16 protein-coding genes are annotated in these 22,744 nt (G+C 73.0%); 10 read left to right on the top strand and 6 right to left on the bottom strand.

The features are described from left to right. Nucleotides 1–207 precede the first annotated feature (207 nt). From ABTY15_RS08295 to ABTY15_RS08265, 7 genes are all read left to right on the top strand, one after another. Nucleotides 208–699, top strand: a complete 492-nt coding sequence (locus ABTY15_RS08295; RefSeq protein WP_350578062.1) for a cysteine/serine endopeptidase inhibitor — start codon at nt 208–210, stop codon at nt 697–699. 88 nt (nt 700–787) lie between these two features. Then, nucleotides 788–1,297, top strand: coding sequence for a flavoprotein (locus ABTY15_RS08290; protein WP_502893451.1), 510 nt, complete (start codon nt 788–790; stop codon nt 1,295–1,297). 105 nt (nt 1,298–1,402) lie between these two features. Continuing rightward, nucleotides 1,403–2,791: an NAD(P)/FAD-dependent oxidoreductase gene (locus tag ABTY15_RS08285; RefSeq protein ID WP_350578059.1), complete on the top strand. Its 1,389-nt coding sequence runs from the start codon at nt 1,403–1,405 to the stop codon at nt 2,789–2,791. 196 nt (nt 2,792–2,987) lie between these two features. Further along, complete coding sequence (locus ABTY15_RS08280) at nt 2,988–3,977, top strand: DUF6528 family protein (protein WP_350578057.1); 990 nt, start codon at nt 2,988–2,990, stop codon at nt 3,975–3,977. A 255-nt stretch (nt 3,978–4,232) separates the two neighbouring features. Further along, nucleotides 4,233–4,544, top strand: coding sequence for a hypothetical protein (locus ABTY15_RS08275; protein ID WP_350578055.1), 312 nt, complete (start codon nt 4,233–4,235; stop codon nt 4,542–4,544). After that, nucleotides 4,541–5,089 (top strand): acyl-CoA thioesterase, encoded by a 549-nt coding sequence (locus tag ABTY15_RS08270; protein WP_350578053.1) that lies wholly within the window; start codon nt 4,541–4,543, stop codon nt 5,087–5,089. The genes ABTY15_RS08275 and ABTY15_RS08270 overlap by 4 nt, the downstream gene beginning before the upstream one ends. 338 nt (nt 5,090–5,427) lie before the next feature. Further along, nucleotides 5,428–5,823: a DUF2267 domain-containing protein gene (locus tag ABTY15_RS08265; RefSeq protein ID WP_350578051.1), complete on the top strand. Its 396-nt coding sequence runs from the start codon at nt 5,428–5,430 to the stop codon at nt 5,821–5,823. 165 nt (nt 5,824–5,988) lie between these two features. On the opposite strand, the gene ABTY15_RS08260 is transcribed toward ABTY15_RS08265, so the two are convergent. From ABTY15_RS08260 to ABTY15_RS08235, 6 genes are all read right to left on the bottom strand, one after another. Then, entirely contained in the window at nt 5,989–6,939 is a 951-nt protein-coding gene (locus tag ABTY15_RS08260; protein WP_350578048.1) for an ROK family protein, read from the bottom strand. 130 nt (nt 6,940–7,069) lie between these two features. Next, nucleotides 7,070–10,117 carry an alpha-mannosidase gene (locus tag ABTY15_RS08255; RefSeq protein WP_350578047.1) on the bottom strand — a complete coding sequence of 1,016 codons (3,048 nt, stop codon included), beginning with the start codon at nt 10,115–10,117 and terminating at the stop codon, nt 7,070–7,072. Nucleotides 10,118–10,190: 73 nt separating this feature from the next. Next, nucleotides 10,191–11,471, bottom strand: coding sequence for a glycoside hydrolase 5 family protein (locus ABTY15_RS08250; protein WP_350578044.1), 1,281 nt, complete (start codon nt 11,469–11,471; stop codon nt 10,191–10,193). 42 nt (nt 11,472–11,513) lie between these two features. Continuing rightward, on the bottom strand, nt 11,514–12,368 hold the full coding sequence (locus tag ABTY15_RS08245) for a carbohydrate ABC transporter permease (RefSeq protein WP_350578042.1): 855 nt from the start codon (nt 12,366–12,368) through the stop codon (nt 11,514–11,516). A gap of 22 nt (nt 12,369–12,390) precedes the next feature. Continuing rightward, nucleotides 12,391–13,263, bottom strand: coding sequence for a carbohydrate ABC transporter permease (locus ABTY15_RS08240; protein WP_350578039.1), 873 nt, complete (start codon nt 13,261–13,263; stop codon nt 12,391–12,393). An 88-nt stretch (nt 13,264–13,351) separates the two neighbouring features. Then, entirely contained in the window at nt 13,352–14,641 is a 1,290-nt protein-coding gene (locus ABTY15_RS08235; protein WP_350578036.1) for an ABC transporter substrate-binding protein, read from the bottom strand. A gap of 150 nt (nt 14,642–14,791) precedes the next feature. On the opposite strand from ABTY15_RS08235, the gene ABTY15_RS08230 reads away from it, so the two are divergent. The 3 genes from ABTY15_RS08230 (at nt 14,792) to ABTY15_RS08220 (ending at nt 22,690) form a co-directional block, all read left to right on the top strand. Next, nucleotides 14,792–15,862, top strand: coding sequence for a LacI family DNA-binding transcriptional regulator (locus ABTY15_RS08230; protein WP_350578034.1), 1,071 nt, complete (start codon nt 14,792–14,794; stop codon nt 15,860–15,862). 143 nt (nt 15,863–16,005) lie between these two features. Next, on the top strand, nt 16,006–18,465 hold the full coding sequence (locus ABTY15_RS08225) for an endo-beta-N-acetylglucosaminidase (protein WP_350578031.1): 2,460 nt from the start codon (nt 16,006–16,008) through the stop codon (nt 18,463–18,465). Nucleotides 18,466–18,499: 34 nt separating this feature from the next. Then, the gene (locus tag ABTY15_RS08220; RefSeq protein ID WP_350578029.1) at nt 18,500–22,690 is read left to right on the top strand and encodes a glycoside hydrolase family 38 N-terminal domain-containing protein; all 4,191 of its coding nucleotides are present in this window, start codon (nt 18,500–18,502) and stop codon (nt 22,688–22,690) included. Nucleotides 22,691–22,744: the final 54 nt, after the last annotated feature.

Genomic DNA, 22,744 nt, shown 5'->3' with positions numbered 1-22,744 from the left:
GTATCTTCGCTCCTTCGGCCGCATTGGTAAAGCTTCTTGCCCTGTGTCCATGACAACAGGCTGGAGGTCTGGACCACATGGGTCCCGGGCGCATACGTTCGCTCCATCCAGGTGGGTGTGCGGTCGCCGAACTGACGTCCGTCCTCGGCGAGTTAGATCTGTCATGCCCACGACGATCCGGCATTCGCCACCGTATCGGAGGGACCCATGCGCGCCATCGCCATCGGCAAGAAGCTCAGGATCCTCGCCGGCGCCCCGCTCGCCGCCGCCGCCCTGATCGCCCTCACCGCCGGCACCGCCAGTGCCGCGATACCGATCAACAAGCCCATGTCCGGCAAGGCCACCTACTACACCGACGCCGGCTTCGGCGCCTGCGGCACCCAGATCAACGCCTCCACCCAGCTGCTCGTCGCCGTCTCGCACACCTGGTGGACCACCGCCAACCCCAACAACGACCCGGTGTGCAAGGGGATTTCGGTCAAGGTCAGCTACCAGGGCAAGACCATCACGGTGCCGGTCAAGGACCAGTGCCCGTCCTGTGACGCTACCCACATCGACCTCAGTCAGCCCGCCTTCGCCCGGCTCGCCCCGCTCGGCAAGGGCGTCATCACCGGGCTCACCTGGCAGTTCGTCAAGACCGGCCTCAACGGCAAGACGGTCGAACTCTCCGAACCCATCGCCGGCTCCACCCTCGGCTGAGCCGACCGGACGCCGCACGCCCGCCCCGCGCACCCGCCGGGGCGGGCGTTCTACTGTGCTGGGATCGCCGAAACGGAGGAGTCGAGCAGTGGGCGAGCAGCGCAAGCGGATGCTGTACGTGGTGGTCTGTGCGGCGGGGGTCGCGGGTGGGGTCGGGGAGCTGATCGCCGCCGCGCAGGAGGAGGGCTGGGAGGTGGGGGTGGTGGCGACGCCGCTCGCGATGGGCTTCATCGACGAGGAGGCGATCGCGGCGCAGACCGGGTACCCGATCCGCTCGGCCTGGCGCCGGCCCGGGGAGCCGCGCCCGCTGCCGGATCCGGACGCCGTCGTCGTGGCGCCGGGGACCTTCAACACGATCAACAAGTGGGCGGCCGGGATCTCGGACACCCTCGCGCTCGGGATCCTCTGCGAGTCGTACGGCTGGGGGATCCCGGTGGCCCTGCAACCGTGCCTGAGCGCGGCGCAGGCGGCGCACCCGGCCTATGAGCAGAGCCTGGCACGGCTGCGCGGGATGGGCGTGCGGGTCGCGGAGTACGTCCCCGGGGAGTACCGCTGGACCCGGGTGCTGGAGCTGGTGCAGGGCCCGTCCGGTGCCTGACAGGGTGGCTGGCCGGGCGGCCGGATCCTGGCACTGTGGCGGTGTCCGGCGGGCGACGGCGGGAGGTAGCGTCCGGGCAGGTCGGCGAGGGTGCGGGAGGTTCCGGTGGCGGTCAACGGCGAGGTGTCGTTCTGGTACGCGGCGAGCGGGCTGCCGGAGCCGGGCCCCGCGCTGCCCGGGGACACGGACGTGGACGTCTGCATCGTCGGCGGCGGCTACACCGGGCTCTGGACGGCCTACTACCTGAAGCGGGCGGAGCCGTCCCTGCGGATCGCCGTGCTGGAGCGCCGGTTCTGCGGCTACGGCGCCTCGGGGCGCAACGGCGGCTGGCTGTACAGCGGCTTCGCCGGCCGCTCGGCCTTCGCGCGGCGGTACGGCCGCGGCCCGGCGGCGGCGATGCAGCGGGCGATGGACGCCGCGGTCGGGGAGGTCGTCGACACGGCCGCCGCCGAGCGGATCGACGCGGCCGTGCTGCGCGGCGGGGTGCTGGAAGTAGCCCGCAACCGTGCCCAGTTGAGCAGGCTGGCGGCCTTCGCCGAGGCCGAGCGGGCGTACGGCGCGGACCGCGTCGAGCTGCTGGGCGCGAAGGAGACGGCCGAGCGGATCAACGTCGCCGGTGCCGTCGGCGGCACCTGGTCGCGGTACGGGGCGCGGATCCAGCCGGCCGAGCTGGCCCGCGGGCTGGCGCGGGTGGTGCGGGAGCTCGGGGTGGCGGTGTACGAGGAGACGGCCGTCACCGGGATCCGGCCGGCCCGGCCGGGCGGGCGGGCCCGGGCGGTGACGCCGCACGGCACGGTCACCGCCGAGTACGTGCTGCGCGCCACCGAGGGGTTCACGGCCGGGCTGCGTGGCGAGAAGCGCACCTGGCTGCCGATGAACTCGGCGATGATCGCCACTGAGCCGCTGCCCGCCGCCTTCTGGGCCGAGACCGGCTGGGCGGGCCGCGAGGTGCTCGGCGACTTCGCGCACGCCTACATGTACGCGCAGCGCACCGCCGACGACCGGATCGCGCTCGGCGGGCGCGGCGTGCCGTACCGGTTCGGCTCGCGGACCGACTCCGACGGGAGCACCCAGGTGGAGACGGTGCGCCAGCTGCGCGCGATCCTGAACAGCTTCTTCCCGGCCGCCGCGACCGCCCGGATCGACCACGCCTGGGCGGGGGTGCTCGGCGTCCCCCGGGACTGGTGCGCCACTGTCGAGCTGGACCGGGCGAGCGGGCTCGGCTGGGCCGGCGGCTACGTCGGCAGCGGGGTGACCACGGCCAACCTGGCCGGGCGCACCCTGCGCGACCTGGTCCTCGGACGCGACACCGAGCTGACCCGGCTGCCCTGGGTCGGGCACACCGTCCGCCGCTGGGAGCCCGAGCCGCTGCGCTGGATCGGCGTGCACGCGCTCTACGCCGCGTACCACGCGGCCGACCGGCAGGAGGCGGCCGGGCGGGCGACCACCTCGCCGATCGCGCGGGTGGCTGACGTGATCTCAGGGCGGCACTGACCCGGGCGGGGTACCGACCCGAGGGCGGTGCCGACCCGGGCGGGGGTGCCGCCCCGGGCGCGACGCCGGCCGGTGCCGGCGTTGACCCGGGCGTGGCACCGGCCGGACCCGGCGTTGACCCGGGCGTGGCACCGGACCTCTGCCATCTGGCGGTTCAGCACTGGTGGAGCGGCCCGGCGCCCGACACCGTGGGGGCGTGCTGAGGACCCCACTGGCGGCCGTGTCCGCCCTGCTGCTCTGTGCGCCCGCCGCCGGCGCGCAGGCCACCTCGCCCTCGCCCGGGTGGGCGGTCGTCGCGGTGGACCAGGCCTCGCGCCGGGTCCTGGTGCTGGACGGCGCGCGGGACCTGATGCCCTACCAGGGGCCGGAGCGGCTGCCCGTCGTCTGGCGCTGGAGCGCCGACACCGCGGCCGACCTCGCCGACCTGGCTCCCGCCCACAGCTGGACCTTCCCGGACGAGGCGAAGAGCCGGGTCCGGCAGGGGCGGAGGTACCTGATCACCACCGCCTCCGGCGGCCTGGCCGCCGTCGTCGACACCGCCACCGGCACCACCCGCTGGGCCGCCGACGTGGGCCGGGCGGCCAACCCGCACAGCATCGAACTGCTGCCGGACGGCAATGTGGCCGTCGCCGCGAGCGACGGCGGGTGGGTGCGCGTCTACGCCGCCTCGCAGGGCCCGCGCGCCACCGCGTTCGCCGCCCACCGGCTCCCGGGCGCGCACGGTGTGCAGTGGGACGAGCGGACCGGCCTGCTCTGGGCCCTCGGTGACGAGGAGCTGACCGCGCTGCGGGTCGGCGGCACCCCCGCCGCGCCCACCCTCACCGTGGCCCGGACCACCCCGCTGCCCGAGAGCGGCGGGCACGACCTCGCGCCGGTCCTGGCCGCGGCCGGGCGGTTCTGGATCAGCACCTCGACCGGGCTCTGGCGCTACGACCCGGCCGCCGACCACTTCACCCCCGTGCACCTGTCGGACCCGGACGCCGAACGGAACGTGAAGAGCATCGGGGACGAGCCCGGCACCGGCCGGCTGCTCACCACTGCCCCCGACCACCGCGGGCCGTGCGACTGGTGCACCTCCTCGCTCACCCTGCACCGGCCCGACGGCACCCGGCCGCTCCCCGGCACCGCGCTCTACAAGGCCCGGTGGTGGGGTGGTCGGCCGCCCACCAGCGGTCACGGTGCGTGACGAAAGCGCGGTGGCCGGGCGGTGATCGTTGGTGATACCAGCAGATCTCCGGACGGCATTCGGCTGACGGGGCATATTGTGTGCCCCGGCAAACTACTCCAATGGTGGTGAGTTTCCGCTCACCGTCCGCAAACCATCCATCGACCGTCCAGGCTGGGATAGCGTCCGTTGTGCCGGGGGGTGCCGACACCGATCCGGTGCATTCGAACACGACCTACTGAGCCGTAATGGCCGTGAAAGTCCTGGGAGAAACACATGCGCAATTGCCTTTCCGAAAACCAGCCGGACACCGTGGCGGATCTGCGGTTCGCGGTGGACTCGCTCGCCGCGTTTCCGGCCCGCAACGCCGCGGGCGGAGCCGATGTGACCGAGCGCCTGGCGGCCGTCGCCGACCTCTGCCGTTCGGTGGACGCGGTGCTCGACAGCCTGGTCGTCCAGGCGGCCGCAGAGGCTGCCGAGGAAGGCTGGACCGCGGCCCGGATGGCGGCCGAACACTCCGGCTACTACGCCCGGTTGCAGCGGGCGCTGCTGCCCGCGGCGGTCGGCGCGCGGCTGACGCAGCAGTGAGCGCGCCGCGCCCGGGCGCGCACGTGCTGTCCTGTCCCACCCGGTGGAGCGACGTCGACGAGAACGGGCACATCAACAACGCCCGGCTGGTGGGCTACGTGCAGGAGGGGATTTACGACCTGTTCTGCCACCACGCGACCGCCGTCCGGGAATCGCTGTTCCCGTCCGGATTCCTTATCGCGCGGCACGAGATCGATTACCTGGAGCAGTTGCACCACCGCCCCGAGCCATTGTCCGTGCAACTGACCGTGGAACGGCTCGGACGGAGTTCCGCACACGTCGTGGTGAATGTCTGCCGGGATCCGCTCACCTTTATGCGGGCCCGTACCGTGGTGGTCGCGCGGGACCGGGAATCCGGCCGTTCGCGCAAACTCAGCCAGAGTGAGCGGCGATTCCTGGCGGCGTTTATGCCGGACGCGGTGCGGGTCGACACCGCGTCACCCGTGGCGCCTTCCGCGGCGCCCCCACTGCGGGTGCCGGTACGGCTCGGCCCGGCGGCGCCGGGGCGCCGCGCCCGTCGGCGGTGTCGGGCCTCGGCGGCCTGAACCGGACCGACGGCAGACCGGTGGCGTGGTCGACAACGGCGTCGATCCGCCCCACCGGGCCCCGTACGGACCGCGGCGGCCTGGGCGCACCGGTGGTCCGGCAGTACGCTGAGCAGCACGGGCGCCGGTTCGTGCTGCGCCGCCCGGGCCGGACCGTGCCGACGGGTTTCGAAGTGTTCCGGAGCGTTTCGGAGCGTTTCGAAGGGCTTCGACGAGCCCCGGCAAAGAGTTCCGATGAGTTCCGAAGAGTTCCGAACCAGTTCTGACAGTTCTGAAGAGTGCGGCACCCCGCCAGTCCGGGTGGCGGCCCCGTCCGGCGGGACCGGAAGGAGGACGCGATGACCATCTCCTGGGGCGACTTCCTCGCCCGCGTCGTCGAACGCGGCGAATACCGGAGTGAGGCGGAGGCGGACCACGCCGCCCGCGTGGTGCTGGCCCTGCTCGGCGAGCACCTGGTCGGGGCGGAACGGAACGAGCTCGCCGCGCTGCTGCCGGGCACCTACGCCCCGCTGCTGCGCGACGCCCGGCCCGCCGCCGAACCGCTGACCGCCGAGCGCTTCGTGCAGGGCGTGGTCGGCTGGATCGACGGCGCGACCGAGGCGACCGCGCAGTGGGACATCGGGGCGGTGCTCAGCACCCTCGCCGACCTGGCCCCGGCGGAGCTGATCGACGGGGTGATCGAGCAGCTGCCGGACGGCTACGACATGCTGTTCGGGCACCCGCTGCCGGCCTGAGCCCGGACGGCGGCGACGGCCCGGGCGGCGGCGACCGCCCGGGCGGGTACCCGGCGCGGACCTCGGCGGACCGGGCGCCGTGCGGCTTCGGTACGGCCGCCGTGCGGCGCTGCCACGCCTCGGCGTCGGGCCCCGGGGGAGGTCAGCGGCAGAGCCCGGCCGCGGTCACCGGCAGAGCGCGGCCGCGCCGATCAGCCCGGCGTCGGTGCCGAGTTCGGCGCGGCGGACGTCCAGGCCGCGGATGTAGGACAGCGCGGCGTAGCGGTCGAGGTGCCGGGCGAGCGGGGCGAACAGCAGCTCGCCCGCAGTGGCGACCCCGCCGCCGATCACCACCCGGTCGAGGTCGACCAGCGCGGCGGTCGCCGCGATCCCGGCGGCCAGGGCCTGGGAGGCCCGGTCGAAGGCGGCGAGCGCGACCGGATCGCCCGCCTCGGCGTCGGCGGCGACGGCGCGGGCCGAGCGGTCCTCCCCGGCCGGGTGCCAGCCCTCGGCGAGCGCCCGCCGCGCGATCGCGGTGCCACTGGCGATGCCCTCCAGGCAGCCCCGGGAGCCGCACGGGCAGGGCTCGCCGTCCAGGTCGACGGTGATGTGGCCGAGGTGGCCGGCGTTCCCGCTGGGGCCCGGCCGGACGGCGCCGTCCAGCACCAGCCCGGCGCCGACCCCGGTCGACACCACCAGGCAGAGCGCGTTGTCCGCGCCGCGCGCGGCGCCCCGCCAGTGCTCGGCGGCCGCCATCGCGACGCCGTCCCCGGCCAGCCGGACGGGCAGGCGCCGCGCGGCCACCGCCGGATGCGCGGCGACCTCGGCGACCAGCGGGAAGCGGCGCCAGCCGGGGATGTTGACCGGGCTGACGGTGCCGTCGGCGAGGTCGACCGGCCCGGCGCTGCCGATCCCGACGGCCGTCACGCCGGCCCAGTCGGCGGTGCCGGCGAGCTGGTCGAGCACCTTGTGCACGACGGCGAGGACGGCGGTGCCCGGCTCCCGGGCGGGGGTGGGCAGCTGGAGCCGGTGCCGCAGCTCCCCGTGCCCGTCGACGAGCGCCCCGGCGATCTTCGTCCCGCCGATGTCGACGGCGGCGAACAGCGGGGTGGCGGCGGGCTGCGGGGCGAGGGTCATCGCGGCGGGCTCCAGACGGGTACGGGCGGGGCGGGCGGCGCCCCCGGCGGGTGGGCCGGGGGCGCCGCTCAGCGTAGTGCGGCGGTCCGGCGGGCAGCGGAGGGCCGTGGGCTGCCCAGCCGCACAAGGGTCAGCCCGCGGCGCGCAGCCGCAGGGTGACCAGCTCGAACGGCCGCAGGGCCAGCCGCACCCCGCCGTCCGCCACCGTCACCTCGCCGCGGGTGCCCGCCCAGGGGCGTTCCAGCAGGTCGCACGGGACGGCGTCGGCGAGCGGGAAGGAGGTGGTGAGCCGGCCCCGGGCGCGCCCGCCGCCCGCCTCGTAGACCCGGACGACCAGGTCGCCGCTGCCGTCGTCGGCGAGCTTGACCGCACTGACCACCAGCGCGTCGTGGTCGAGTTCGACCAGCGGCCGCACCTCCTCGGTGCTGCCGGTGATCCGCCGCTCGGGCAGGCCGATCCGGTAGCCCTCGCGGACGGCGTCGCCGATCGTCGCGCCGGGGACGAGCGCGTGCCGGAAGCGGTGCAGCCCCTGGTCGGTCCGCGGGTCGGGGAAGCGCGGTGCGCGCAGCAGCGAGAAGCGGACGGTGGTGGTCGTCCCGCCGTCGGTGTCGCGCACGGTGCGGGTCACGTCGTGGCCGTAGGTGGAGGCGGTGACCAGGGCGACGCCCCAGCCGGGCTCGTCCAGGTGGACGAAGCGGTGGTTGCAGGCCTCGAACTTGGCGGCCTCCCAGCTGGTGTTGGTGTGGGTGGGCCGGTAGAGGTGGCCGAACTGGGTCTCGGCGGCGTACCGCTCGGTGTGCAGGTCGAGCGGGAACGCGGCCTTGAGGAACTTCTCGGTCTCGTGCCAGTCGACCTCGGTGTCGAGGTCGAGCCGCCGCTCGCCGGCCCGCAGGGTGAGGGCCTGGACGACGGTGGAGGAGCCGAAGGAGCGGGCCACCCGGACCGTGACCCGCCCGGCGGCGGACTCGGCGGTGAGCGTGTCGACGCCGGTCAGGTCGGTGACGGTGTTGCGGTAGAACTGGTCGACGTCCCAGGCGTCCCACATGTTGGGGAAGTCGGGGTGCAGCTGGAGCAGGTTGGCCCGGCTGCCGGGGGCGAGGGTCTCGCGGCCGCTCGCGGTGTCCACCACCGAGGCCACCAGGCCGTCGCCGTCCACCACCACCTCCAGCAGCCCGTTGCGCAGCACGAAGCCGCCGTCGGGCCGCTCCGCCACCTCGCAGCCGCCGGCCGCAGTCGCAGTGGCCACGGTCGCGGCCCCGCCCGCCGGCACCGCCGAGCGCGGGTGCGGCGCCGCGTTGAACACCAGCTCCCGCCCGCCGGCCGGATCCCCGGCCAGCGCCTGCTGGGCCCGTCCGATCAGCGCCTCCAGCTCCTCGGCCAGCGCCGCGTACGTCGCCTCGGCCTCGCGGTGCACCCAGGCGATGGACGAACCGGGCAGGATGTCGTGGAACTGGTGCAGCAGGACGGTCTTCCAGATCCGGTCCAGCTGCTCGTACGGGTAGGCCGCGCCGGTGCGCAACGCGGCGGTGGCGCACCAGAGTTCGGCCTCGCGCAGCAGGTTCTCGCTGCGCCGGTTGCCCTGCTTGGTCCTCGCCTGGCTGGTCAGGGTGGCGCGGTGCAGCTCCAGGTAGAGCTCGCCGACCCAGACCGGCGGGTTCGGGTACTCGGCCTCGGCCTTGGCGAAGAACTCGGCGGGCTTCTCCCAGTGGACGGTGGCCGAGCCCTCCAGGTTCGCCAGCCGGGCGGCCTTGGCGACCATCTCGCGCGTCGTCCCGCCGCCGCCGTCGCCCCAGCCGGTCGGGGCGAGCGAGTGCCGGGCCACCCCCTTGTCCTTGAAGTTCCGTGCCGCGTGGGCGATTTCGCTGCCCTTCATGGAGCAGTTGTAGGTGTCCACGGGCGGGAAGTGGGTGAAGATCCTGGTCCCGTCGATGCCCTCCCAGAGGAAGGTGTGGTGCGGGAACCTGTTGATCTGGCTCCAGGAGATCTTCTGCGTCAGCAGCCACCTGGAGCCCGCGTTGCGGATGATCTGCGGCAGTCCGCCGGTGAAGCCGAAGGTGTCCGGCAGCCAGGCCTCGTGGTTCTCCACCCCGAACTCGTCCAGGAAGAACCGCTTGCCGTGCACGAACTGACGGGCCATCGCCTCCGAGCTCGGCATGTTGGTGTCGGACTCCACCCACATGCCGCCGGCCGGGACGAACCGACCCTCGGCCACCGCCTTGCGGACCCGCGCGTACACCTCGGGCCGGTGCTCCTTGATCCAGGCGTACTGCTGCGCCTGGGACATGGCGTAGCGGAAGTCCGGTTCGTCCTCCAGCAGGGCGGTCATGTTCGCGGTGGTGCGGGCCACCTTGCGGACGGTCTCGCGCAGCGGCCAGAGCCAGGCCGTGTCGATGTGCGCGTGGCCGATCGCACTGATCCGGTGCGCCGACGGCACGGCGGGTGCGGCCAGTACCGCGGTGAGCTGCGAACGGGCCTGCGCGGCCGTGCCGTTGACGTCCTGGAGGTCGACCGCGTCGAGGGCCCGTTCGACGGCGCGCAGGATCTCCCAGCGCCGGGCGCCGTCCACCGGCAGCTCGGCCATCAGCTCGCCGAGCACCTCCAGGTCGACGACCAGCTGCCAGACCGTCTCGTCGAAGACCGCGAGGTCCATCCGGGCCAGCTCGTACTGCGGCTCCGAGCCGGCGGTCTCCCGGTCGCCCAACTCGGTGGGCAGAAAGGGGTGGTAGTCCAGGACGACCGGGTTGGACGCGGCCTCGACGTGCAGCAGCACCGGCTCGCCGCCGGCCGCCGGGGCGGCGATCCGCACCCACTGGTTCTGCGGGTTGAGGCCCTTCACCGGGGTGCCGTCAGGGCGGTAGACCAGGCCCTCGCACTGGAAGCCGGGCATGTTGGCGTCGAAGCCGAGGTCGATCAGCGCCTCGACGGTGCGCCCGGCCCACGCCTGCGGCACCGTGCCGGTGACGGTGATCCAACTGGTGCCCCAGGGCGCGCCCCAGGCGTCGCCCACCGCGATCGGGGTGCGCGGGGCGGCCAGCCCCTCGGCGACCGGCACGGGCTCGCCGGGCGCCGTCCAGATGCCGACCTCCAGCGGGACGGACTCGGGGTAGACGGCCGGGCGGATGCGCTCGTCCAGGACGCGCTTGAGGCGGGACTCGACCAGCTTGCGGTCATCGTGCATGTCAGCAGGCTCCGTTGCATGGCTGGGGATGACTGGGGCGGACGGTGGGGCGGACGGTACACGGGGATAACGGTCAGCGGCGGAGGACGTCCTCCGGATGCACCACCTCGGTGATGCCGCGGGCGGCCAGATGGCCCTCGTCCCCGGCGCGCTCGGCAAGCACGGTGGTCGGCCGGGCGCCCTGCCCGGCCAGCCGCATGAACGCCTCGTACACCGCGCCGCCCGGGCCGCAGACCGAGCGTTCGGGGGCGGTCACCTCGTCGCCGGTGGTCACCACCAACGCCGTGCCGCGCGGTGCCGGCGGCCGCCAGGAGCGGCGGACCTCGGCGGCGGCCTCGGCGAGCCGGGCCCCGGCCGGCTTCACGGCGCGGTCGACGGTGAGCAGGCCCAGGCTGTACTCCAGCTCGGGGAAGTCGGCGAGCGAGCGGTCGACGTCGTGCGAGCACCACCAGGTGACGCCCCACAGGTCCGGGCAGTCCAGCACCGCCTCGACGGTGGCGGCGGTGAAGCGGGCGGCGTCCGCGGCGGCGATGTGCGGGGCGGGGGCGCCGACCTCCTGGAGCCAGACCGGGCGGTGCGGGTCCTGCGCCCACGCCTTGGAGAGCTCGACCAGGTACGCGGCGTGCTGCGCGCTCGCCGTGGAGCGGGCACCATAGCGCTGGGCGGTGCCGTTGAACACCCAGGAGTGCACGGCGGTCGCGGCGCCGATCCGGGCCGAGTGCCACGGGGTGAAGGGGTGCTCGTCGAGGTACCAGGCGGCGTCGTAGGAGGCGTGCAGGTGGAGCCGGCCGGGCGCGCCCTGCTCGCAGGCGGCGAGCATCCGGCGCAGCCAGGCGTCGGCCTGGTCGGGGGTGATCCGGTCGGGGTCGGGGTGCGGGTCGCCGGCGAACTGGTTGATCTCGTTGCCGACCGTCATGCCGAGGAAGTTGGGCCTGCCGTGCAGCGCCTCGGCGAGGGTGCGCAGGTAGGCGGCCTGGCCGTCGACGACCTCGGGGTCGGTGAAGAGGTTGCGCCGGTGCCAGGTCTGGGTCCAGGACGGCTGGAAGTCGAAGCTGGACAGGTGGCCCTGGAGCCCGTCCACCGCGACGTCCAGACCGCGCTCCCCGGCCGCGTCCACCAGGGCGGCGAGCTGCTCGACGGCGCGCGGGCGGATCATGGTGCGGTTGGGCTGGAACAGCGGCCAGAGCGGGAACACCCGGACGTGGTCCAGGCCGAGCACGGCGACGGAGTCGAGGTCGGCGCGGACGGCGTCGAGGTCGAAGTCGAGCCAGTGGTGGAACCAGCCGGCGGTGGGCGTGTAGTTGACGCCGAAGCGGGGGCGCTGCGGGGCGGTGGCGGTCATCGCGGTGGTCATCGCAGGGCTTCCTCAACGCGGTTGGGGGAACGGGACGGTGTGCTACCCCTTGACGGCCCCCTCCTCGACGCCCCGGAAGAAGAAGCGCTGGCAGACGGCGAACACCACGACGATCGGCAGGAAGGCGATCATGGTGCCGGCCGCGATCAGCCGCGGGTTGGCGGAGAAGGTGCCGTTGAGGTACTGGAGTCCGACGGTGAGCGTGTACTGCTGCGGGTCGTTGAGCACGATCAGTGGCCAGAGGAAGTCGTCCCAGGCGCCGATGAAGGTGAAGATGACGATCACGCTGAGCATGCCGCGCACGTTCGGCAGGCCGACGTACCACAGCCGCTGCCAGACCGAGGCGCCGTCGACCAGGGCGGCCTGGTCGAGTTCGGCCGGGACGGCGGCGAAGGCGGTGCGCATCAGCAGGACGTTGAGCATGGCGATCGAGCCGGGCAGGGCGACGCCGACCAGCGAGTCGGCGAGGCCGAGGCCGCGCACCAGCACGTACTGGGAGACGATGGTGACCTCGCCGGGCAGCACCAGGGTGGCCAGGAACAGGCCGAGCACCAGGCGGGCGCCGCGGAAGCGCAGCCGGGCCAGGGCGTAGCCGGCCAGGGTGCAGCCGATCACGTTGCCGGCGATGCAGATGGCCGCCACCACCAGGGAGTTGAGGGCGTAGGTCCAGACCGGGATGGTGGCGGCGACCTTGCCGTAGTTGGCGAAGGTGAACTGCTCAGGGAGGAAGTTCGGGGTGCGGGTGTAGACGTCCTCGTCGGGGCCCTTGAGGGAGGTGGAGAGCTGCCAGAGGAACGGGCCGAGGACGAGCAGCAGGACGAGCAGGAGCAGCAGGTAGCGGGCGGCGTTCTGGGCGGGGGAGGGAGTGTTGAAGCCCCGTGCGCGGCGCTGGGTCATGGGTTCGGGCCGGTTCACGGGTTCACGCCGCCTTCCGGTTCAGACGGAGCAGGAGCAGCATCGGGCCGAGGGTGATGACGAACAGCATCAGGCTGAGCGCGGAGGCGTAGCCGAGGTGGCCGGTGAAGCCGCGGCTGTACATCTGGATCAGCATCACCACCGACATGTCCCGGCCGCCGGGCCCGCCCTGGCCGTTGGAGAGCACGTACAGCTCGGAGAAGACGCGCAGCGCGCTCACCGAGATCAGCACGGAGATCAGCATCATGGTGGGCCGCACCCCGGGCAGTGTGACGTGCCAGAAGCGGCGGACCGGGCTCGCGCCGTCGACGGCCGCGGCCTCGTGCAGTTCGCGCGGGACGTTGGCGAGGGCGGAGAGGTAGATGACCATGTAGTAGCCGAGCCCCTTCCAGGCGGTCAGGGCGATCGCGCTGAACAGCAGCAGCCAGCGGTCGGTGAGGAAGGGGACCGGGGAGTCGGCCAGGCCGCTCTGCCGGAGCAGGCCGTTGACCAGGCCGCGGTCGTCCAGCGCCCAGCCCCAGATCAGCGCCACCACGACGGCGGAGGCGACGACCGGGGTGTAGAAGGCGGTACGGAAGAAGGTGATGCCGGGGAGCCTGCGCTGGACGAGCAGGGCGAGCAGCAGCGGGAGGAACGTCAGCAGCGGCAGGCAGACCAGCATGAAGACGATGCTGTTGAGCAGGGCGTCGGCCAACTGCTCGTCGTCCAGGATGCGTTGGAAGTTCTCCAGGCCGGTGAACCGCCCGCCGCCCAGGGGCTTGGCATTGGTGAAGGACAGGATCACCGTGTTGACGGCCGGCCAGAGGTTGAACACGGCCAGCCAGACGACGGCCGGTCCGGCGAGCAGCCAGGGCGTGAACCAGCGCCGGTGGGTCATGCGGTTGCCTTCCTGGGGGCTTCCTGGGGGCTTCCTGGGGCGGCGGGGCGGTCGTTCCCGGGGGCGGTGCAGATCGTCTGACGATGCGTCAGCCCTTGAGCAGCTTGTTGCACTGCTCGACGGCGGAGTCCAGGGCCTGCTTGGAGCTCGCGTCGCCGCTGATGGCCAGGGCGATCTGCTGGTTGACGATGGTGCTCATCGCGTCGTTGACCTGGACCGGCTGGATCATCTTGGCCTTGCCGAGCGAGGTGAAGGCGATCACCTTGGCGTCGCCCGCGTTGGTGCCGTCGCTCCTGCTGAAGAACGGGTCGTTCGCGGAGGCCTTGGTGGACGGGAAGACGCTGGTCAGGTGGGCCAGCGCGGCCTGGTTCTCGGGGCTGGTGACCCAGCGGGCGAGGGCGACGGCGGCGGCCGGGTTCCTGGTGCTCTTCGGGATGGACACGCCCTGGACGTAGAGCGGCGGGGTGCCCATCGCCGGGGAGGAGACGATCTTCGGGGCGAGGGAGGGGTTGTCGGTGGCGATGCTGGTGATGAAGTTGCCACCGCCGGTGGTCCAGGCCGCGGTACCGGCGTTGAACAGCTTGGAGTTGCCGGCGTAGGTGTTGGTCAGCACGTCCTTGGGGAGCAGGCCCTCCTTGAAGGCGTCGCGGTACTTGTCGAGCAGTGCGGCGGCCTCGGGGGTGTTGAAGGTGAAGGACTTGCCGTCGTCGGACATGATCTTCACACCGGCGTTGTAGAGGTCGCCGAGGCCGGGTTTGCGGCTCATCAGGTAGGTCTGGCCGCCGGACTTCTCCTTCATCGTCCTGGCCTGGGCGATGAGTTCGTCGAGGCTGGCCGGGAGCTTCTTCGGGTCCAGGCCGTACCTGCCGAGGAGCTCCGAACTCCAGTAGTTGACATCGGTGTTGAGGTACCAGGGGTAGCCGTAGACGCCGTCCTGGCCGGCGAAGCGGTAGGCGTCCACGCCGCCGGGGACGTACTCGTCGGCGAGCTTCGGGTCGGCCTTGGCGACGTCCAGGAGCAGGTTCTGCTTGGCCAGCGGGAGGGCGAAGTCCGGCGGGAGGTTGACCACGTCCGGGAGGGTGCCGGCGGCGGCCTGGCTGAGCACCTTGTCGGAGTAGCCGTCGCCGGGCTGGTCCAGCCACTCGACCTCGACGCCCGGGTACTTCTTCTTGAAGCCGTCGATCACGCCCTGCACGTAGTCGGTGAACTTCGGCTTGAGCGCCCAGGTCTGGAGCGAGACCTTGCCCTTGACCTCGCCGGTGGCGGCCGCACCGGCCACGCTGTCGCTGCTCTTGCCGTCGTCGGAGCCGAGTCCGCAGCCGGTGAGCGCGGTGGCGGTGAGGACCGCCGTCGTCAGTGCCGCCCAGATTCTTCGCATGAGGGTCTCCCGGTCCTTTGGGTGGGTGGGGAAGGCGCGCGAGGGGTCTTGGGAACCTGATGGACAAAAGCCGGATGCACTAAACCGGTCTAGCTCTGGCAGGGACTATGCTCCCGGCTAAACTTGGCTGTCAAGAGAGGGTCCGGTGCAGTGGGCAGACCGACGATCGCCGACATCGCGCGCCAGGCCGGTGTCTCCAAGGGCGCGGTGAGCTTCGCGCTGAACGGGCGACCCGGGGTGAGCGAGGCGACCAGGGCCCGGATCCTGCGGGTCGCCGAGGAGATGAACTGGCGCCCGCACAGCGCCGCGCGCGCCCTCGGCGGTGCCCGGGCCGACGCCGTCGGCCTGGTGATCGCCCGTCCGGCCCGCACCATCGGGGTCGAGCCCTTTTTCAGCCAACTGCTTTCCGGCCTCCAGGCGGTGCTCTCGGCCGGCTCCGTCGCGCTGCACCTGATGGTGGTCGAGGACACCGCCGCCGAGATCGAGGTCTACCGGCGCTGGGCCTCCGAGCACCGCGTCGACGGCTTCATCGTGGTCGACCTCCAGGTCCGCGACCCACGGCCGGCCGTTCTGGACGCACTCGGGCTGCCCGCCGTGGTGCTCGGCGGGCCCGGCAAGGGCGGCAACCAGCTGCGGATCTGGGCCGACGACCGGGAGGCGATGCTCTCGATCGTCGACTACCTGGCCGCCATCGGCCACCGCCGGATCGCCCACCTGGCCGGGCTGCCGCACTTCCAGCACACCCAGCGGCGGATCCGCGCGCTGCGCGACGCCTCCCGCCGGCTCGGGCTGGAGGAGGCCGTCTCGGTGCCCACCGACTTCAGCGACGCCGAGGGGGCCGCCGCCACCCGGACGCTGCTCTCCCGGCCCCGGCGGCCCACCGCGATCGTCTACGACAGCGACGTGATGGCGGTGGCCGGGCTCGGGGTCGCGGGGGAGATGGGCGTCTCGGTGCCGGGCGAGCTGTCCATCGTCTCCTTCGACGACTCGGTGCTCGCCCGGATCGTCCACCCGCCGCTGACCGCGCTCAGCCGCGACACCTTCGCGCTCGGCGAGCAGGTGGCGCGCAGCCTGCTGGAGATCGTGGACGAGGCCGGGCCGGGGCGGGACCTCCAGATGCCGACGCCGCGGCTGACCGTGCGGGAGTCCACCTCCCCGCCGGGGGTGGTCCCATCGGCTTCAGCGGTTCCGCCGGTCTCGCGGTTTCACCGTCCGGGGTGATTGCTGCGCGGGTCGTTGACAGGGGTTCTGAACCGGTTTAGCCTCGCTGCGCCATCAGCACCGGCACGTTCGCATGCACCCGGGTCCCCGTCCGCCACGGCGCGGGCCCGGCCCACCCACCTCCGCTCGATCGGAGTCACCGCATGTCACGACGGATCCCCCTGCTGCTCAGCGCCGCCCTCGCCGCCGCCGCGCTGGGCGCCGCACCCACCGCGCACGCCGACGCCCCCGGCGCACCGCCGCCGTTATCCGCACCGGCCGCCGCTGCCACTCCCACCGCCGGGAGCCAGCCCTACGCCTCGTACTGGTACCCCAGCACCATCCTGAACTGGGACCCGGCCACCGACCCGGACGCCCGCTTCAACCGCTCCCGCGTTCCGCTCCAGCCGCGCACCAGCGACCCGGCCCTCAAGGCCAACCCCAACGCCCGCACCGGCGAAGGGAAGATCGTTTCCCTGGTCTCCTTCGGCCCCACCTCCAACAACCCGTCCCAGGGCTCCGCCGACCCCAACTACTACGCCTTCGGCTACTGGCAGTACGTCGACAAGCTGGTGTTCTGGGGCGGCTCCGCCGGCGAAGGCCTGATCCTCGCCCCCAACCCGACCGTCATCGACGCTGCCCACCGCAACGGCGTCAAGGTCTACGGCACCGTCTTCTTCCCGCCCGCCGCGTACGGCGGCCAGCTCCAATGGGTCCGCGACTTCGTGCAGAAGTCCGGCAGCCGCTACCCCGTCGCGGACAAGCTCACCCAGGTCGCGCAGTACTACGGCTTCGACGGCTGGTTCATCAACCAGGAGACCGGCGGCGGGGATTCGAGCCTCGCCACCGAACTGCGCAACCTCATGCAGTACACCAAGGCACAGAGCGGCACCGAGTTCATGTGGTACGACGCGATGACCACCTCCGGCGCGGTCGACTGGCAGAACGCCCTCACCTCCGCCAACTCCCCGTTCCTCCAGGACGGTTCCAAGCGCACCGCCGACTCGATGTTCCTGAACTTCAACTGGGACGCCGCCGGCCTCTCCTCCTCCCGTGCGCTCGCCCGCCAACTCGGCCGCAGCGAGTACGAGTTGTACTCCGGCATCGACACCGAGGCCAACGGCTACAACACCGGCGTCGACTGGAACACCCTCTTCCCGGCCGGGCAGCCGCACACCACCTCGCTCGGCCTCTACCGGCCCGAATGGACCTGGAAGTCCGCCACCGACCGGGCCGACTACTACGCCAAGGACGCCCGCTACTGGGTCGGCGCCAAGAGCGACCCCTCCCGCGCCGACACCGCCGACAGCTGGCCCGGCCTGGCCGGCTACGTCGCCGAGTCCTCGCCGATCACCGCCAAGCCCTTCGTCACCAGCTTCAACACCGGGCAGGGCGACTTCTACAACGCCGCCGGCACCCGGGTGGCCACCGGCGGCTGGAACAACCTCTCGCTCCAGGACGTCCCGCCCACCTACCGCTGGGTCGTCGACTCCACCGGCAGCCGGCTCACCCCCTCCGTCGACTTCACCGACGCCTACCAGGGCGGCTCCTCGCTGCGCCTCTCCGGCACCCTGGACGCCGTCAACACCGTCCGGCTGTACCAGACCAGGCTGCCGGTCGCGGCCGACACCAGACTCGACCTGGTGGTGAAGACCCCGGCGGCCGGGCCGACCAGGCTCAGGGCCGCGCTCTCCTTCACCGACGCGCCGACCACCTTCACCACCCTCGACCTCGGCGCCAACTCCGGGACGGGCTGGGAGCGGCACACCCTCGACCTGTCGCCGTACGCGGGCCGGACGGTCGCCCAGATCGCGCTCCAGGCGGACGGGACGGACCCGGCGTACGACGTGCGGATCGGTCAGATCGCCCTCTACGACGGGACGGTGGACACCCCGGCCGCGCCCGGTGCCCTCACCGTCCTGGGCGCGAGCGACGTGGTGGCGGGCGTGAGCCAGTCCCTGCGGCTCTCCTGGACGGCGGCGCCCGGCGGTGGCGTCCACCACTACGAGGTGTACCGGCGCAACGCCGACGGCAGCCGCACCTTCCTCGGCGCGACCCCCGACGACGCGTACTACGTCGGCCGCCTCGACCGGGCCGGCACCGAGGCCAGCACGGCGATCGAGGTGGAGGCCGTCTCGCCAGGGTACGGCCGCTCCACCGCCGCGACCGCCACCGTCCCGTGGAACGGCGCGCCCTCCGGCAGCAACCTGGCGCTCAACCGGCCCGCGACCGCCTCCGGGCAGTGCAACGCCAACGAGGGCCCGGCGAAGGCCGTCAACGGTAGTGTGAGTGGCGGCACCAGCGACAAGTGGTGCACGCTGACGAGCAGCAAATGGCTTCAGGTGGACCTCGGTTCGGCGAAGCAACTGACCGAGTTCGTGGTCAAGCACGCCTCGGCGGGCGGCGAGAGCGCCTCCTACAACACCCGCGACTTCTCCCTCCAGGTCCGCTCCAGGACCACCGACCCGTGGACCACGGTCGCCACCGTCACCGGCAACACGGCGGGGACCACCACCCACCCGGTGAGCACCACCGCCCGCTACGTCCGGCTGGTCGTCACCAAGCCCACCCAGACCACCGACCCGGCCGCCCGCATCTACGAGTTCGAGGCCTGGGGCCAGTAGCCGCGTCCCCCTGCGTTGAGAAAGGACCCTCCCCGTGCCGGTCACCATCACCGCCGTCGAGAGCACCGACCTCTTCACCGGGCCCGAGGATGCCCCGCGGCAGCTGTTGCGGGTGACCCTCGACGGGCCGGCCGCTGCCCGGATCACCGTCAGCGGACCGGGCGTGCACGGCGAGGCGACCGGCACGGGGCTGGTCGAAGTCCCGCTGGAGATCACCGGCGCCGCTCCCGGCTCCCAACTCCACATCACCGTACGGGCGGAGGGAGCAGTCGCCGCGGGCGTCATCGAGGTCGCCGAGCCCGGCTGGACGATGTTCCTGGTCTCGCACTTCCACTACGACCCGGTCTGGTGGAACACCCAGGCCGCCTACACCTCCCCCTGGGACCTGCTCTCCGCCGACGCCACCACCCGGCCGCGCTGGGAACGCAACGCCTTCGCCCTCGTCGACGCGCACCTGGACCTGGCGCTGCGCGATCCGGTGTACAAGTTCGTGCTCGCCGAAGTCGACTACCTGAAGCCGTACTTCGACCAGCACCCGGAGCGGCGCTCCTCGCTGCGCCGGCTCCTCGACCGCGGGCAGGTCGAACTCGTCGGCGGCACCTACAACGAGCCCAGCACCAACCTCACCGGCCCCGAGGCGACCATCCGCAACCTCGTCCACGGCATCGGCTACCAGCGCGACATCCTCGGCGGCGACCCCCGAACAGCGTGGCAGCTGGACGTGTTCGGGCACGACCCGCAGTTCCCCGGCCTCCTCGCCGCCGCCGGCCTCACCGGCAGCGCCTGGGCCCGCGGCCCCTTCCACCAGTGGGGCCCGATCCAGAAGAACTTCCGTGAGGCCAAGGACGACGCCCGGGTGATGCAGTTCCCCAGCGAGTTCGAGTGGATCGCGCCGAGCGGAGACGGCGTGCTCACCCACTACATGCCGCACCACTACTCGGCCGGCTGGTGGATGGACGCCTCCCCGGACCTCGCCACCGCCGAGCAGGCCGTCTACGACCTGTACCGGAAGCTCAAGCCGGTGGGCGCCACCAAGAACCTGCTGCTGCCGGTCGGCACGGACTTCACCCCGCCGAACCGGTGGGTGACCGGGATCCACCGCTCCTGGGCGGCGAAGTACCTGTGGCCGCGCTTCGTGTGCGCCACCCCGCGCGACTTCCTGGACGCCGTGCGGGCCGAGCTGGCCGCGACCGGCCGGCGCCCCAGCCCGCAGACCCGCGACATGAACCCGGTGTACACCGGCACGGACGTCTCCTACATCGACACCAAGCAGGCGCAGCGGGCGGGCGAGGTCGCCGCCGTGGACGCGGAGAAGCTGGCCACGCTGGCCTCCGTCCACGGGCTCGGGCAGTACCCGGCCGCCGCGTTGGACAAGGTGTGGCGCCACCTCGCCTGCGGCGCCCACCACGACGCCATCACCGGCTCGGAGTCCGACCAGGTGTACCTGGACCTGCTGGGCGGCTGGCGGGAGGCGTACGACCTCGCGTCGGCCGTCCGGGACTCGGCTCTGGACGCCCTGGTGGGGCGGATCTCGACGGTGGGCGGGGTCGGCGTTCGTGCGGCGGTGGTCGTCACCAACACCCTGTCCTTCGACCGGACCGACCTGGTCGCCGTCCAACTGCCGCCCGGTGCACGGTCGGTGCGGGTGCTGGACGACCGGGGCGAGCCGGTGCCGTGCGCCGTCGACCGGGGGACGCTGCGGTTCCTGGCCGTTGACGTCCCGGCGCTGGGCTGGCGCACGTGGCGGCTGGTGGACGGCGAACCCGACACCGTCTGGACGGCGGCCGAGGGGCACACGATCGCCAACGGGCGGTACCGGGTGCGCGCCGACGCGGCGCGTGGCGGCGGGCTGTCGTCCGTCTACGATCTGTGCTTTGAACGGGAGTTGATGCAGGACGGGCGGATCGGCAACGAGCTGCGGGTGTACGAGGAGTACCCGCAACACCCGGACTTCGGCGAGGGCCCGTGGCACCTCGTGCCCAAGGGGCCGGTGGTCGGCTCGGGAGACGCGGTCGCCGAGGTCCGGCGCGAGACCGGCCCGCTGGGTGAGCGGCTGGTGATCGGCGGGACGGTCGACGGCCTGCGCTACGAGCAGACGGTGACCTTGTGGCACGGCCTCGACCGGGTCGACTGCCGCACCCGGGTCCTCGACCACTCCGGCGCCGACCGGCTGCTGCGGCTGCGCTTCCCGGTCGACCTGCCGGGCGCGCTGCCCGTCAGCGAGGTGGCGGGGGCGGTCATCGGGCGCGGTTTCGCGCTGCCGGACGTCGACTCTGCGGAGGCGCCGTGGACCCTCGACAACCCGGCCAACACCTGGTTCGGGCTCGGGTCCACCGCGGTGGCCGTCCTGGTCGATCCGGCTGGATCGCCCTTGGGCGAACGGGCGTTGGGCGTCGCCGAGGTGGTCGTCCCGTCGGTGGACGATGGCGCCGACGCCCGGGAGCTGGTGGTCGCCCTGGCCCGGGTCGGCGTCACGGCCACCACGTCCGGGGCGGACTGGGCGCGGTACGGGTGGCTGGAGGTGGACTCCAACCTGCCCGACTTCCGCATCGTCGTCGGCGGTCCGGAAGTCAATACCGTGGCACGGGAGTTGATCGAGCAGGCGGGGGAGGAGTACGCGGCCGTGCTGAAGGCGTACGGCGCGGTGTGGGTGCCCGCCCGCACCCCGCTCGCCGAGGTCTGGCAGCCCGGCGCCGACCTGCGCGACCTGCGGGCCCTGCCCGCGCTGGTCGTCCTTGATCCGGCTGCGCTCGCCGCCGACCTGGCCGACGCCCGGATCGCTGTGGTCTGCCCGTCGCCGGTCTCGGATCAACTGGTGGACCATACGGTGGCGCTGCTCACCGTCGGCCTGCCCGGCTTCGCGGTCGACGCCGGAGGTGCACTGCACCTGTCGCTGATGCGATCCTGCACCGGCTGGCCGTCGGGCGTCTGGATCGATCCGCCCCGGCGTACCCTGCTGGACGGTTCCTCGTTCCAGCTCCAGCGCTGGACCCATGAGTTCAGCTATGCCTTGGTCAGTGGACCCGGTGACTGGCGGGCGCAGCAACTCCCTGCGCAGGGGCAGGAGTTCAACCACCCGCTGTACGCGCGGCCGGCGCCGGCCGGGCAGGGCGGCCCGCTGCCCGGCGCGCTGTCCTGGCTGCGGGTCGAGCCGCAGCGGGAGGTGCTGCTCGGGGCGCTCAAACCGGCCGGCAACCCGATCGCGCACGGCTCGGCGGCGTCTGCGGGGCCTGAACTCACTGTCCGGCTGGTCGAGTCCACCGGCCTGGGGACGACGGCATCCCTCGGCGGTGCGCTCGGCCTCGCCGACCTCCGTCGCGCCGACCTGCTGGAGCGGCCCCTCGGCCCGGCCGACCTGAACCTCACCGGCTCCCAGATCGCCACCGTTCTCGCCGACCCGGCCGTCACGGCTCCCGGCGGCGGCCCGATCCTCGGCCCCGCCACCGAGGCGGCCCAGCCCGTCCACGCCCGCTACTGGCTGCACAACCGGGGCCCGGCGCCGCTCGGTTACCTTCCGGTGTCCATCGGGGTCTCGCCCGGGCTGCTGCGGACGGGCGGGGAGGCGGTGGAGCTGTCCGTGGTACTCGCCTCCCAGCTGTGCGACGTCGCTGTCGAGGGCACGGCCCTCGTCCTGCCGCCCGAGGGCTGGGCGACGAGCCTCAGTAGCCACCCGTACCGGCTCGATCCCGGCGGCCACCTGCGCTTCCCGGCCACCCTGACCCCGCCCGCGTCGGTCGAGCCGGGCCTCTACTTCGCCGCCGTCCGGATCGAGCACGACGGCCAGCAGATCGAGGACGTGGTGACGATCGCCGTCGGAGACCTCCCTGAGCTGCTTCCCGTGAACGGGGACGCCCCCGAGGACTGGACGGCCGCCCAGGGCACCAAGGCGACGACCGGCCGCGACACCGGCCTGTCCGTTTCCGTCGCTGACGACACCCTCCACCTCACCCCCGGCGGCCGTACCACCCTCACCCTCGCCCTCACGAACCGCACCCGGGGCGAGATCCGGGGCGAGCTCCAGCTCGTCTCGCCGTGGGGCACCTGGGAGGCGATCGCCGCCCCTGTCCAGGGCTTCCGCGTCCCACCCGGAGCCGCCGAGACCGTGTCGTTCGTCATCACCACCCCCGAGGACGCCGACCCCGGCACGTACTGGGCGCTGGCCAAGGTCATGTGGTTCGGCCGCTGCCAGTACGCCCCGACCGTCGCCCTGGTGGTGGAGGCATGACCGAACTCTTCGGCCCGCCGCAGGCAGTGAACGACAGCCGCCCGCTCGCCCCAA

The organism is Kitasatospora sp. NPDC097643, assembly GCF_040302625.1.
In the GTDB taxonomy this organism is placed as follows: Bacteria; Actinomycetota; Actinomycetes; order Streptomycetales; family Streptomycetaceae; genus Kitasatospora.
The sequence above is the reverse complement of the archived record's forward strand: the minus strand, read 5'-3'. Positions and strand labels throughout refer to the sequence as shown.